Genomic DNA, 13,052 nt, shown 5'->3' on the forward strand with positions numbered 1-13,052 from the left:
CCGTCCGGGGTGACGCTGCGTTACGCGCCCATCACGTGCACGCCGCCGTCGACGTGGATGATCTCGCCGGTGGTCTTCGGGAACCAGTCGGACAGCAGCGCGACGATGCCGCGGCCGGCCGGCTCCGGGTCGGCCATGTCCCACTCCAGCGGGGAGCGGTGGTTCCAGACGTCCGCCAGTTCACCGAAGCCCGGGATGGACTTGGCGGCCATGGAGCCGATCGGCCCGGCGGAGATCAGGTTGCAGCGGATGTTCTGCTTGCCGAGGTCGCGCGCCATGTAGCGGCTGGTGGCCTCCAGCGCCGCCTTGGCCGGGCCCATCCAGTCGTACTGCGGCCAGGCGAACTGGGCGTCGAAGGTCAGACCGACCACCGAGCCGCCCTCGTGCGGGAACAGCGGCAGGCAGGCCATGGTCAGCGACTTCAGCGAGAACGCCGAGACGTGCATCGCGGTCGAGACGGACTCGAACGGCGTGTTCAGGAAGTTGCCGCCGAGCGCGTCCTGCGGGGCGAAGCCGATGGAGTGGACGACGCCGTCCAGCCCGCCGAGCTCGCCCCGGACGATCTCCTCCAGCCGCCCCAGGTGCTCGTCGTTGGTGACGTCGAGCTCGACGACCTTGGTCGGCTTGGGGAGCTTCCTGGCGATGCGCTCGGTCAGCGTGGGCCGGGGGAAGGCGGTCAGGATGATCTCCGCACCCTGCTCCTGGGCCAGCTTCGCGGCGTGGAAGGCGATGGAGGACTCCATCAGCACACCGGTGATGAGGATGCGCTTGCCGGCGAGGATTCCACTCATGTGATCAGTGACCCATGCCCAATCCGCCGTCAACGGGGATGACGGCTCCAGTGATGTACGAGGCGTCGTCGGAGGCGAGGAACCGCACCGCGGCGGCGATCTCCTCCGGCTGCGCGTAACGGCCGAGCGGGACCTGCGAGACGATGCCCGCACGCTGCTCGTCGGTGAGCGCCTTGGTCATGTCGGTGTCGACGAAGCCGGGCGTGACGACGTTGAAGGTGATGTTCCGCGAGCCGAGCTCCCGGGCGAGGGACCGGGCGAAGCCCACCAGTCCGGCCTTGGACGCGGCGTAGTTGGCCTGGCCCGCCGAGCCGAGCAGCCCGACCACGGAGGAGATCAGGACGACGCGGCCCTTCTTGGCCCGCAGCATGCCGCGGTTGGCGCGCTTCACCACACGGAACGCGCCGGTGAGGTTGGTGTCGAGGACGGAGACGAAGTCCTCCTCGGACATCCGCATCAGCAGCTGGTCCCGGGTGACGCCGGCGTTCGCGACGAGCACCTCCACGGCACCGTGCTTCTCCTCGATCTCCTTGTAGGCCTGCTCCACCTGTTCGGCGTCGGTGATGTCGCAGCGGACGGGCAGGCAGCCCAGCTCGGTGAGCTCCGCCGGCGGCTCGCCGGACCGGTACGTGATCGCGACCTTGTCTCCGGCCGCGGCGAAAGCGCGGGCGATGGCGAGGCCGATGCCCCGGTTTCCTCCGGTGACGAGAACCGAGCGGCTCAACGGATCACCCTTTCGATAGCGGTCTGATACTGCGAAAACCTATCGGTACCGCCCCCTGTGCAGGGGGATCGACCCCTGACAGTGGCGTCGCGGCTGCGCTGTCGGGTCTCTACAGTCTGCTCCTGGTTCCTCCGTGTCCGTGCGACCTGCGCCCCGCGGGGTGGCGGACGACGATCCTCGCTTAGCCCCGGAGGGGACATACCGGACGCGGATCGGGCGGGACGGGGACCGCGCACTCCGCCCACACCGTCTTGCCGGGCCCCAGCCGGTCGTCGACACCCCAGCGCGCGGCGACGGCCGCGACCACGAGCAGTCCTCGGCCGCCTTCCGCATCCGCGGGGCCCCGAGCCGCCGTCCCGCAGAGCCCGGGCCGCCCGGGGTGGGTGTCGGACACCTCGACGCGGACGACGCCGGCCGAGCGGTCGTAGCCGAGCCGCAGTTCGAAGTCGCGCCCGGGGACGCGGCCGTGCAGGACAGCGTTGGCCGCGAGTTCGGCGACGACGAGGGTGACGGTGTCGGACGCGGTACCGCCGTACGGCAGGTGCCACAGGTCCAGGTGGTGCGCGGCGAGCCGGCGGGCGAGACGGGCCCCACGGCGCGTGGCGGAGAAGCGCTGCACGAACACACTTACGGTAACGGCCTCTTGGGCGGGTGACGCTGGCATGCGCCCAGCGTTCCCGGCCCGCCGCCCGCCCCAACAGGCACGACACCCATACACGTGCCGCTGTACCAGTGCACACTCTGGACCGGGTGGGTCACCGTGCGTGACCCTGGACGGGTTGGGCGGGGTCGGGCGGGGCGCGAAAGCGTGGGCACGGGAGGCGCGGCGGCGATGAGGACGGACCACGGCGGAGGCGGCGGCGGTACGAACGGCGGTGAGGCGGAGCTCTCCGACAGCCTGAGGACCTTCGGCGTCGTCCTGAAGGCACTGCGGGAGGAGTCCGGCCTGACGCAGGAGGAGTTCGCGCGACGGGTGCGGTACTCGGCCGCGTACGTCGCCAAGATCGAGCAGGGCAAGCGGTTCCCCCCGGCGGACCTGCCCGCACGGGCGGAGGAGGTCCTGGGACCGGTCGCGCTCAAGGTCCTCACCGCGGCGGCGAAGAGCCTGACGCGGAGGGCGGGGCTGGCGTCGTGGTTCCGGCAGTGGGCGGGGGTCGAGGAGGAGGCGCTCTCCCTGTACGCGTACGAGTGCCGGGCGGTACCGGGGTTGCTGCAGCCGGAGGGGTACGTCCGGGCGGTGTTCGAGCGGCGGTTGCCGCCGGTGTCCGAGGAGCAGATCGAACGCGAGGTCACGGCTCGCCTGGACCGCCAGCAACTCGTGTCCACCATGGAGAACACCGCCTTCAGCTTTGTCATCGAGCAGAGCATCCTGGAACGACGCATGGGAGGCCCTGAGGTCACCAGGCAGGTCATCGACCGGCTTCTCGACTTGGGCAGGCGACGGAACGTCGAGATCCAGATCATGCCCACCCTGCAGGAGGACCACTGCGGCATCGATGGCCAGATGTACCTCGCCGAGACCCCCACCCATCGGTGGATGGGGTATACGGAGGGACAGCGGTCAAGCACCCTGATTTCAGCTCCAAAAGACGTCAGTGTCCTGCTCCAACGCTATGGCAAGCTGCGTTCACAGGCCTTGGACTGCCGGGCTACCGTGAAGCTGCTGGAACAGATGCGAGGAGCGCTATGAGCACTATCAGAGAGCCGCACTGGTTCAAGAGCAGCTATAGCGGCAGCGAGGGCGACAACTGCGTCGAGATCGCCCTGCGTCCCGACGCGGTCCACATCCGCGACTCCAAGGACACGCGCATCCGCCCCCTCGTCGTCACGCCGACGGCGTGGACGGCGTTCACCGCACTCGCGGCGGGCTCCTACCCGCCCGCCGAGCCCGCGCCGAACTGATCACCGCTATGAGCACCGAACTGGCCTGGTTCAAGAGCAGCTACAGCGGCGGCGAGGGCGACAACTGCGTCGAGATCGCCCTGCGTCCCGACGCGGTCCACATCCGCGACTCCAAGGACACGCGCATCCGCCCCCTCGTCGTCACGCCGACGGCGTGGGCGGCGTTCACCGCACACGCGGCGGGCGCCTACCCGGCCCGCTGAGCCGGCTGGGCAGGCGCCGAACCGATCGCTCGCGGGCGGGCACGGAAGTTGGTTCCGTGCCCGCCCGTTTCGTGCTGCCGCTCGCGGATTTTCCGGCGATCAGGTCCCCGGGTCCGTGATTCACTTCCGCTGACAGTGACAGCCCATCGCCGCTGAGCTTCCCGAAGGGACCCCAGTCGTGCCCCATGAGATCGATCAGTCATTCCTGGCGCTGCCGCTGCGGGCGCTCGCCGACGCGGCGCTGGCGCGGGCGCGTTCCCTCGGCGCCCAGCACGCCGACTTCCGGCTGGAGCGGGTGCGCAGCGGCTCGTGGCGGCTGCGGGACGCGAAGCCGGCCGGCTCGTCCGACACCACCGATCTGGGGTACGCGGTGCGGGTCGTGCACGGCGGGGCCTGGGGCTTCGCGTCCGGTGTCGATCTGACGCCGGACGCCGCCGCCAGGGTGGCGGGGCAGGCCGTGGCGATGGCCAGGCTGTCGGCGAAGGTGATCGCGGCGGCCGGCTCGGACGAGAGGGTCGAGCTGGCCGACGAGCCGGTGCACGCGGACCGCACCTGGGTCTCCTCGTACGAGATCGACCCGTTCGGCGTCCCGGACGAGGAGAAGTCCGCGCTGCTCGCGGACTGGAGCGCGCGGCTGCTGCGGGCGGACGGCGTGGCGCACGTGGACGCCTCGCTGCTGACCGTGCACGAGAACAAGTTCTACGCCGACACCGCGGGTACGGTCACCACGCAGCAGCGGGTCCGGCTGCATCCGCAGCTCACGGCGGTCGCGGTGGACGAGACCACCGGCGAGTTCGACTCCATGCGCACCATCGCGCCGCCGGTGGGCCGCGGCTGGGAGTACCTGACCGGCACCGGCTGGAACTGGGACGCGGAGCTGGAGGAGATCCCGGAGCTGCTGGCCGCCAAGATGCGCGCGCCGGGCGTCGAGGCGGGGACGTACGACCTGGTCGTGGACCCGTCGAACCTGTGGCTGACGATCCACGAGTCGATCGGGCACGCCACCGAGCTGGACCGGGCGCTGGGCTACGAGGCGGCGTACGCGGGCACCTCCTTCGCCACCTTCGACAAGCTCGGGAAGCTCCGCTACGGCTCCGCGGTGATGAACGTGACCGGGGACCGGACCGCTGAGCACGGACTGGCGACGATCGGGTACGACGACGAGGGCGTGCAGGCGCAGAGCTGGGACCTGGTGCGGGAGGGCACGCTCGTCGGCTACCAGCTCGACCGCCGGATCGCGCGGCTCACGGACCTCGGCCGCTCCAACGGCTGCGCCTTCGCCGACTCGCCGTCGCACGTCCCGGTGCAGCGGATGGCGAACGTGTCGCTGCGGCCCGAACCGGGCGGGCTGTCGACGGAGGACCTGATCGGCGGGGTGGAGCGCGGCATCTACGTCGTCGGGGACCGGTCCTGGTCGATCGACATGCAGCGGTACAACTTCCAGTTCACCGGCCAGCGCTTCTACCGCATCGAGAACGGCCGGCTGGCCGGGCAGCTGCGCGATGTCGCCTACCAGGCGACGACGACCGATTTCTGGGGGTCGCTGGAGAAGGTCGGGGGCCCGCAGACGTATGTCCTGGGAGGCGCGTTCAACTGCGGCAAGGCCCAGCCGGGCCAGGTCGCGGCCGTCTCGCACGGCTGCCCGTCCGCGCTGTTCCGCGGCGTCAACATCTTGAACACCACCCAGGAGGCCGGTCGATGAGCCCCGTCAGCAAGCCGCACGAGATCGTCGAGCGTGCACTGGAACTGTCCACCGCGGACGGCTGTGTCGTCATCGCCGACGAGCACTCCTCGGCCAATCTCCGCTGGGCCGGGAACACCCTCACCACGAACGGCGTGACCCGGGGCCGCACCCTCACCGTGATCGCGACCGTGGACGGGACGCAGGGCACCGCGTCCGGTGTGGTGTCCCGGTCGGCCGTGACGGCCGCGGACCTGGAGCCGCTGGTGCGGGCCGCCGAGGCCGCCGCACGGGCCGCGGGCCCCGCCGAGGACGCGCAGCCGCTGGTGAGCGGCGTCCCGGTGTCGGGTGACTTCACCGACGCCCCGGCGGAGACCTCCTCGGCCGTCTTCGCGGACTTCGCGCCCGCGCTGGGCGAGTCCTTCGCCCGGGCCCGCGCCGGCGGCCGTGAGCTGTACGGCTTCGCCAGCCACGAGCTGACCTCCACCTACCTCGGCACCTCCACGGGGGTGCGGCTGCGCCACGACCAGCCCAACGGGACGCTGGAGCTCAACGCGAAGTCGCCGGACCGCAGCCGCTCGGCCTGGACGGGGCGCTCGACCCGGGACTTCACGGACGTCGACCCGGCGGCCCTGGACGCCGAGCTCGCGACCCGGCTGGGCTGGGCGCGGCGCCGGATCGAGCTGCCGGCGGGCCGGTACGAGACGCTGCTGCCGCCGACGGCCGTCGCGGACCTGCTGATCTACCAGCTGTGGTCGTCCTCGGGCCGGGACGCGGTCGAGGGCCGCACGGTCTTCTCCAAGCCGGGCGGCGGCACCCGCATCGGCGAGCGGCTGTCGGAGCTGCCGCTCACCCTCCGCAGCGATCCGGACGAACCGGGTCTCGAGTGCGCCCCGTTCGTGATCGCGCACTCCTCCGGTGGCGACGCCTCGGTGTTCGACAACGGTCTGGCGGTGCCCGCGACCGAGTGGGTGCGGGACGGCGCGCTGGAGCGGCTGATCACCACCCGGCACAGCGCGGGCCTGTCGGGGCTGCCGGTCTCCCCCGCCGCGGACAACCTGATCGTGGACGCGGGCGGTGAGCGTTCGCTGGAGGAGATGGTGGCGTCGACCGGGCGCGGCCTGCTGCTGACGTGTCTGTGGTACATCCGGGAGGTGGACCCGGCCACGCTGCTGCTGACCGGGCTGACCAGGGACGGTGTCTATCTCGTGGAGAACGGCGAGGTCACCGGGGAGGTGAACAACTTCCGCTTCAACGAGTCGCCCGTCGACCTGCTGTCCCGGGCCCAGGAGGCCGGGCGGACGGAGAAGACGCTGCCGCGGGAGTGGGGCGACTGGTTCACCAGGGCGGCCATGCCGGCGCTGCGCGTCCCGGACTTCAACATGAGCTCGGTCAGCCGGGGAGTCTGAGGCCGGGGCTCGTACCTCCGGCCCGGTGGCCGGAGGTACGAGACCGGTGGCCAGTGGCCGGAGGTACGAGGCCGGGGCCGTCCCGGGCCGGGGGGCCTCCGGGGCCGACGCGTCCGAGGCCCGGCCGCCACCGGCCCGGCCACCTCTGCCCGGCGCCCCCGGCCCGGCCGCCGCCGGGGCGAGCGCGCGTCCGGGCCCCCGGGCGAAAACCGTAGACTGCAGGATGCCCCTCGGGGCGACCACCACCCTCTTCCCACTGTTCGAGGAGAACCGGAACCGTGACGGACATCGTCGACGAGCTGAAGTGGCGCGGGCTGTTCGCCCTGTCCACCGACGAGGACGCTTTGCGCAAGGCGCTCGCGGACGGTCCCGTCACGTTCTATTGCGGATTCGACCCGACCGCGCCCAGCCTGCACGTCGGGCATCTGGTGCAGGCGCTCACCATGCGCCGGCTGCAGCAGGCGGGACACCGCCCGCTGGCCCTGGTGGGCGGGGCGACGGGCCAGATCGGCGACCCCAAGCCGACGGCCGAGCGCACCCTGAACGACCCGGAGACCGTCGCGGCCTGGGTGGAGCGGGTCCGCGCCCAGATCGAGCCGTTCCTGTCCTTCGAGGGCGACAACGCAGCGGTCATGGTCAACAACCTGGACTGGACGGCGGGCATGTCCGCCATCGAGTTCCTGCGGGACATCGGCAAGCACTTCCGCGTCAACAAGATGCTGACGAAGGACTCGGTCGCCCGCCGGCTCGAGTCCGACCAGGGCATCAGCTACACGGAGTTCAGCTACCAGCTGCTGCAGGGCATGGACTTCCTGGAGCTGTACCGGCGCCACGGCTGCACCCTGCAGCAGGGCGGCAGCGACCAGTGGGGCAACCTGACCGCCGGGCTGGACCTGATCCACCGCCTGGAGCCGCACGCGAACGTGCACGCGCTCGCCACTCCGCTGATGACCAAGGCGGACGGCAGCAAGTTCGGCAAGACCGAGGGCGGCGCGGTCTGGCTGGACCCGGAGATGACGACGCCGTACGCGTTCTACCAGTTCTGGCTGAACGTGGACGACCGCGATGTCGCCCGGTACCTGCGGATCCTCAGCTTCCGGAGCCGGGCGGAGCTGGAGGAGCTGGAGCGGCTCACCGAGGAGCGCCCGCAGGCCCGCGCCGCGCAGCGGGCGCTGGCCGAGGAGCTGACGACGCTGGTGCACGGCGCCGGCCAGTGCGCCGCCGTCATCGCCGCGTCCAAGGCGCTGTTCGGCCAGGGCGAGCTGGGGGAGCTGGACGAGGCGACCCTCGCGGCGGCGCTGTCCGAGCTGCCGCACGCGCGGGTGGCCGAGCCGGGCCCGGTGGCGGACCTCTTCGCGGAGGTGGGGCTGATGGCGAGCAAGTCGGCCGCCCGCCGCACCATCAAGGAGGGCGGGGCCTACGTGAACAACGTGAAGGTGGCCGCCGAGGACGCGGTCCCGGCCGCGGGCGAACTGCTGCACGGGCGCTGGCTGGTGCTGCGTCGCGGCAAGAGGAATTTGGCCGCGATCGAGGTCACGGGCGGCTGAGGCCGCGCCCGGGGCACGGCCCGGGGCGTCACACGACGCGGCGGCCGGGCGGGACGCGCTCCCGCCCGGCCGCCGTTCGTCCGTCGCTCTCTGTCTGCCGGTCCCTGGCTCTCCGTGGGCCGGTCCGTGGCCAAAGGGCCCGGCCGGCGCACGGCGCGGTCCGTCAGGCCACCTTCTTCCTGCCGCGGACGGCGATGTAGAGCATGTCGCCGACGCCGACGACGACCAGGGCGGCGATGATCTGCAGGGCGTGGCGGCCCCAGTCGATACCGGGGGTCTCCCCGATCCCGAAGGCTCCCGCGAGGGCGTTCCCGACGATGCCCCCGATGATGCCGAAGATCGTGATGAGCCAGAGCGGACTGTGCTGCTTCCCCGGCAGGATCGCCTTGGCGATCAACCCCAGCACGAATCCGACGATGATCGCCCACAACCAGCCCATGGCTGCCTCCCGCTTTCGGATCGACGTGAGCAGTTACGGACAGTTTCGACGCATCCGCCAGAGGGCGCATGTCGGACCGTGGTCCGTGCGGTACGGGACGCCGCCGCCGGCCGGACACGGGGCCCGGTCTCGAATGCGGCGGAACCGCGGCGTACCGTGGAAGAAGGTGCGCGCCGGGGAGGGCCCGGCGCGGCGGTTGAGCGGCGGAACGACATGCGGATGCACAAGGAGACCGAGGTCTTCCGGATCACCGGCGCCCGGCAGGGTCTGGCCGAGGATGTGCGCCGCCGCCAGCGCCGGTACGTCATCTCCATGTCCATCCGCACCCTCGCGGTGGTCCTGGCCGCGGTCCTGTGGAACGTCGAACGGCATGTGGCGATCGTGGCGCTCGTCCTGGGAGCCACCCTGCCGTACATCGCCGTGGTGATCGCCAATGCGGGCCGGGAGAGCGCCCCGAAGCCCCTTGCCACGTTCGTGCCGGCGCCCACCCGGCCGGCCCTCGGGAGCGGCACTCCGGCGCCGCGACCGGCGCCGGAGGACGCGGCGCACCTCGGGCACGCTGTGCGGACGCCCGCCGAGGACGGTACGGAGCACCGGGCGCAGGAGGCGCCGGAACGGGAGTACGGGCGCGGCTGAACGGCGCGGCCGCCGGCACATGCACCGAGAAGCTCAGGAAAAGCTCAGATCAATCATGAAGTTCCGGTGCACCACGGACCGTTCCCCGTGACATACTGCCAGTGCGCTCCGCATCCCCCGTCGGAGCGACGGACCGACGCCGGGCAGCTCCCCCCGTGGCTGCTCGGCGTCGCGGCGTTGTGGACAATGATCCGGTGAGTACCGACCCGGTGAGCGCCGAGACCCCCATCTGCTCCGCGAAGGGCTGCCGAGCCGCCGCGGTGTGGGTGCTGGCCTGGAACAACCCGAAGCTGCACCCGCCCGAGCGCCGCAAGACGTGGCTGGCCTGCGAGGAGCACCGGGAGTATCTGTCGGCGTTCCTCGGTGTGCGCGGCTTCCTCAAGGACGTCGTGACGCTCGGCGAGTGGGAGGACCCGGCGCCCGGCGAAGGGCGCGGTTCAGCCGCCGATGGCTGACATCGGGCGCTGCGGCTGAAGGAACTCCGGGTCGTCCAGCCCGGAACCCGCCTTCTTGCCCCACATCGCGGCCCGCCAGATCCGCGCGATCTCCTCGTCCGGGGCGCCGGAGCGCAGCGCACCGCGGAGATCGGTCTCCTCGCGGGCGAACAGACAGGTGCGGACCTGTCCGTCGGCGGTGAGGCGGGTGCGGTCGCAGGCGCTGCAGAAGGGGCGGGTGACGGACGCGATGACGCCGACCTTGTGCGGGCCGCCGTCCACCAGCCAGCGCTCCGCGGGGGCGGAGCCACGGGCCTGGCCGCCCTCGGGTACGAGGTCGAAGCGGGTGCGCAGCGACTCCAGGATGTCGTCCGCGGTGATCATCCCGTCGCGCTTCCAGCCGTGCTGGGCGTCCAGCGGCATCTGCTCGATGAAGCGCAGTTCGTAGGCGTGCTCCACGGCCCAGGCCAGCAGCTCGGGTGCCTCGTCCTCGTTGAGCCCCGGCATCAGCACGGTGTTGACCTTGACGGGGGTGAGGCCGGCGTCACGGGCGGCCCGCAGGCCGTCGATGACGTCGTGGTGGCGGTCGCGCCGGGTGAGCGTCTTGAAGACGTCGGGGCGGAGCGTGTCCAGGGAGACGTTGACCCGGTCCAGCCCCGCGGCCTTCAGGGCCGTCGCGGTGCGCTTCAGGCCGATGCCGTTGGTGGTGAGCGACAGCCTGGGGCGGGGCTCCAGCGCGGCGCAGCGCTCCACTATCCCGACGAGCCCCGGCCGCAGCAGCGGCTCGCCGCCGGTGAAGCGGACCTCGGTGATCCCGAGCGTGGTCACCGCGATGTGGACGAGCCGGACGATCTCGTCGTCCGTGAGCAGGGTGGACTTGGAGAGCCATTGCAGGCCCTCCTCCGGCATGCAGTACGAGCAGCGGAGATTGCACCGGTCGGTGAGCGAGACCCGCAGGTCGGTGGCCACGCGGCCGTACGTGTCGATGAGCACTGTGGGCCCCCTCCCCGTGTCCGGAAGTCGTCTGGCACTCGTCTCGCGAGTGAGGAACTCGTACCTACAGGCGAGCCTACGCGAGACCTCCGACAACGGCAGGGGCCGTTTGCCACGAGGAACGGCGCGGCCGCGTCGTAGGACCCTACGACGCGGCCGGTACGGGCGTATGACGCTTTCCTCCTCAGTGGGCGCCGACGCCGGTGAGGGACTTGACCTCCAGTTCCGCGTACTTGCCCCGGTCCGGCTCGTCCTTCGACAGCAGGGAGCCGGCCCAGCCGAGCAGGAAGCCCAGCGGGATGGAGACGAGTCCGGGGTTCTCCAGCGGGAACCAGGCGAAGTCCACCGCGGGGAACATCGACGTGGGCTTGCCGGAGACGACCGGGGAGAACAACACCAGCACCACCGAGGAGACCAGGCCGCCGTAGATCGACCAGAGGGCGCCGGAGGTGGTGAACCTCTTCCAGAACAGGCTGTAGAGGATCGTCGGCAGGTTCGCCGAGGCGGCGACCGCGAAGGCGAGCGCCACCAGGCCGGCCACGTTCAGGTCGCGGGCCATGGCCCCCAGGGCGATGGAGACGACGCCGATGAGGACGGTCGCCCAGCGGGCCGCGCGGACCTCCTCCTTCTCGGTGGCCTGCCCCTTGCGGATGACGTTGGCGTAGATGTCGTGCGCGAACGACGAGGAGGACGCCAGGGTGAGCCCGGCGACGACGGCGAGGATGGTGGCGAACGCGACCGCCGAGATCACGGCCAGCAGGATCGCGCCGCCGGCGGTGTCGGCGCCGCCGATGTGCAGGGCCAGCAGCGGTGCCGCCGTGTTGCCGGCCTTGTTGGAGGCCGTGATCTCCTCCGGGCCGACCAGGGCGGCCGCGCCGAAGCCCAGGGCGATCGTCATCAGGTAGAAGGCGCCGATGATGCCGATGGCCCAGATCACCGACGTACGGGCGGCCTTGGCGGTGGGCACGGTGTAGAAGCGGATCAGGATGTGCGGCAGGCCGGCGGTGCCGAGCACCAGGGCGATGCCGAGCGAGAGGAAGTCGAGCTTGGAGGTGCCGGTGGCGCCGTACTTGAGGCCGGGTTCCAGGAAGGCCGCGCCCTTGCCGCTCTGCTCGGCCGCGGTGCCGAGCAGCGCGGAGACGTCGAAGTCGAACTTCCACAGCACCAGGAAGGTGATGAGCAGGGTGCCCGCGATCAGCAGGACGGCCTTGACCATCTGCACCCAGGTGGTGCCCTTCATCCCGCCGATGGTGACGTAGAGGACCATCAGCACGCCGACCAGGCCGACGATGGCGATCTTCCCCGCGTCGCTGGTGATGCCGAGCAGCAGGGAGACCAGCACTCCGGCGCCCGCCATCTGGGCGAGCAGGTAGAAGATCGAGACGACGATCGTGGAGGTGCCGGCCGCGGTGCGGACCGGACGCTGCCGCATGCGGTAGGCGAGGACGTCGCCCATGGTGAACCGGCCGGAGTTGCGCAGGGGTTCGGCCACCAGCAGCAGGGCGACCAGCCAGGCGACCAGGAAGCCGATGGAGTACAGGAAGCCGTCGTACCCGAAGAGGGCGATGGCGCCGGCGATGCCGAGGAAGGACGCGGCGGACATGTAGTCGCCGGAGATGGCGAGTCCGTTCTGGAAACCGGTGAACTGGCGCCCGCCGGCGTAGAAGTCGGCGGCGTCCTTGGTCTGCCGGCCGGCCCATACCGTGATGAACAGCGTCGCGACCACGAAGGCGGCGAACAGGGTGATGATCAGCGGCCGGTGCGCACCGGCGTCGCTCGCCGCCGCGAGCCCGGCGGAGGGGAGTGCCGTGGCGCTCATGCGTCGGCCTCCATACGGGACTTGATCGCGTCCGCCCTGGGGTCGAGCTTCCCGGCCGCGTGCCGGGCGTAGAACCAGGCGATGAGGAAGGTGGTGGCGAACTGGGCGAGGCCGAGGGCGAAGGCCACGTTGATGTTGCCGAAGAGCCTGGTGCCCATGAAGGCGCCCGCGTAGTTGGACAGCAGGACGTACAGCAGGTACCAGAGGATGAAGGCGACGGTCAGCGGGAAGGCGAAGGACCGGTGGGCGCGGCGCAGTTCGGCGAACTCCGCGCTCGCCTGCACCTCGACGAATCGTTCGGTCGTGGGCCGGTGGGGACCGAGGTCCCTGCTTCCGGCGGGCGGCGGTGCGTCGGTGGTCACGGGCTCTCCTCGCGCCGCGGGTGCGGCGGGACATCGACCGGACGGTCGGGACGGGTCGGGACGGGTCGGGTCTGGTGGTCTGGTGGTCTGCTCGGGAGGGGACGGGATCGCG

The 13,052-nt window shown here is 71.3% G+C and carries 15 protein-coding genes; 8 read left to right on the forward strand and 7 right to left on the reverse strand.

Annotated elements, in window-relative coordinates:
- Window positions 1–20: 20 nt before the first annotated feature.
- The 3 genes from fabI to DDW44_RS07510 all read right to left on the reverse strand — a co-directional run bounded on the left by fabI (window position 21) and on the right by DDW44_RS07510 (window position 2,140).
- Window positions 21–791 (reverse strand): enoyl-ACP reductase FabI, encoded by a 771-nt coding sequence (gene fabI / locus DDW44_RS07500; protein WP_108905939.1) that lies wholly within the window; start codon window positions 789–791, stop codon window positions 21–23.
- Window positions 792–795: 4 nt separating this feature from the next.
- The gene (gene fabG, locus DDW44_RS07505) at window positions 796–1,515 is read right to left on the reverse strand and encodes a 3-oxoacyl-[acyl-carrier-protein] reductase (protein ID WP_027731711.1); all 720 of its coding nucleotides are present in this window, start codon (window positions 1,513–1,515) and stop codon (window positions 796–798) included.
- A 181-nt stretch (window positions 1,516–1,696) separates the two neighbouring features.
- On the reverse strand, window positions 1,697–2,140 hold the full coding sequence (locus DDW44_RS07510) for an ATP-binding protein (RefSeq protein WP_108905940.1): 444 nt from the start codon (window positions 2,138–2,140) through the stop codon (window positions 1,697–1,699).
- Between the two features lie 207 nt (window positions 2,141–2,347).
- Between DDW44_RS07510 and DDW44_RS07515 the strand changes: the two genes are divergently transcribed.
- The 6 genes from DDW44_RS07515 to tyrS all read left to right on the forward strand — a co-directional run bounded on the left by DDW44_RS07515 (window position 2,348) and on the right by tyrS (window position 8,257).
- Complete coding sequence (locus DDW44_RS07515; protein WP_108905941.1) at window positions 2,348–3,205, forward strand: helix-turn-helix domain-containing protein; 858 nt, start codon at window positions 2,348–2,350, stop codon at window positions 3,203–3,205.
- Complete coding sequence (locus DDW44_RS07520) at window positions 3,202–3,417, forward strand: DUF397 domain-containing protein (protein WP_108905942.1); 216 nt, start codon at window positions 3,202–3,204, stop codon at window positions 3,415–3,417. Before DDW44_RS07515 ends, DDW44_RS07520 begins: the two co-directional genes overlap by 4 nt.
- Window positions 3,418–3,425: 8 nt before the next feature.
- Complete coding sequence (locus DDW44_RS07525; protein ID WP_108905943.1) at window positions 3,426–3,620, forward strand: DUF397 domain-containing protein; 195 nt, start codon at window positions 3,426–3,428, stop codon at window positions 3,618–3,620.
- Between the two features lie 178 nt (window positions 3,621–3,798).
- Entirely contained in the window at window positions 3,799–5,322 is a 1,524-nt protein-coding gene (locus DDW44_RS07530; RefSeq protein ID WP_108905944.1) for a TldD/PmbA family protein, read from the forward strand.
- On the forward strand, window positions 5,319–6,710 hold the full coding sequence (locus DDW44_RS07535; RefSeq protein ID WP_108905945.1) for a metallopeptidase TldD-related protein: 1,392 nt from the start codon (window positions 5,319–5,321) through the stop codon (window positions 6,708–6,710). The genes DDW44_RS07530 and DDW44_RS07535 overlap by 4 nt, the downstream gene beginning before the upstream one ends.
- A gap of 278 nt (window positions 6,711–6,988) precedes the next feature.
- Window positions 6,989–8,257, forward strand: a complete 1,269-nt coding sequence (gene tyrS / locus DDW44_RS07540) for a tyrosine--tRNA ligase (protein WP_108905946.1) — start codon at window positions 6,989–6,991, stop codon at window positions 8,255–8,257.
- A gap of 163 nt (window positions 8,258–8,420) precedes the next feature.
- Here the strand turns inward: tyrS and DDW44_RS07545 are convergent, their stop codons facing one another.
- The gene (locus tag DDW44_RS07545; RefSeq protein ID WP_017948888.1) at window positions 8,421–8,696 is read right to left on the reverse strand and encodes a GlsB/YeaQ/YmgE family stress response membrane protein; all 276 of its coding nucleotides are present in this window, start codon (window positions 8,694–8,696) and stop codon (window positions 8,421–8,423) included.
- A gap of 213 nt (window positions 8,697–8,909) precedes the next feature.
- Between DDW44_RS07545 and DDW44_RS07550 the strand changes: the two genes are divergently transcribed.
- Window positions 8,910–9,332: a DUF3099 domain-containing protein gene (locus DDW44_RS07550; RefSeq protein WP_108905947.1), complete on the forward strand. Its 423-nt coding sequence runs from the start codon at window positions 8,910–8,912 to the stop codon at window positions 9,330–9,332.
- A 194-nt stretch (window positions 9,333–9,526) separates the two neighbouring features.
- Window positions 9,527–9,787 (forward strand): hypothetical protein, encoded by a 261-nt coding sequence (locus DDW44_RS07555; RefSeq protein ID WP_108905948.1) that lies wholly within the window; start codon window positions 9,527–9,529, stop codon window positions 9,785–9,787.
- On the opposite strand, the gene moaA is transcribed toward DDW44_RS07555, so the two are convergent.
- From moaA to DDW44_RS07570, 3 genes are all read right to left on the reverse strand, one after another.
- Complete coding sequence (gene moaA / locus DDW44_RS07560) at window positions 9,770–10,759, reverse strand: GTP 3',8-cyclase MoaA (RefSeq protein ID WP_108905949.1); 990 nt, start codon at window positions 10,757–10,759, stop codon at window positions 9,770–9,772. The two genes, DDW44_RS07555 and moaA, sit on opposite strands and share 18 nt — an antisense overlap.
- A gap of 184 nt (window positions 10,760–10,943) precedes the next feature.
- Window positions 10,944–12,578, reverse strand: coding sequence for a solute symporter family protein (locus DDW44_RS07565; RefSeq protein ID WP_108905950.1), 1,635 nt, complete (start codon window positions 12,576–12,578; stop codon window positions 10,944–10,946).
- The gene (locus DDW44_RS07570; protein WP_017948883.1) at window positions 12,575–12,940 is read right to left on the reverse strand and encodes a DUF485 domain-containing protein; all 366 of its coding nucleotides are present in this window, start codon (window positions 12,938–12,940) and stop codon (window positions 12,575–12,577) included. Before DDW44_RS07570 ends, DDW44_RS07565 begins: the two co-directional genes overlap by 4 nt.
- Between the last annotated feature and the right edge of the window lie 112 nt (window positions 12,941–13,052).

The organism is Streptomyces tirandamycinicus (assembly GCF_003097515.1).
Lineage (GTDB): Bacteria > Actinomycetota > Actinomycetes > Streptomycetales > Streptomycetaceae > Streptomyces > Streptomyces tirandamycinicus.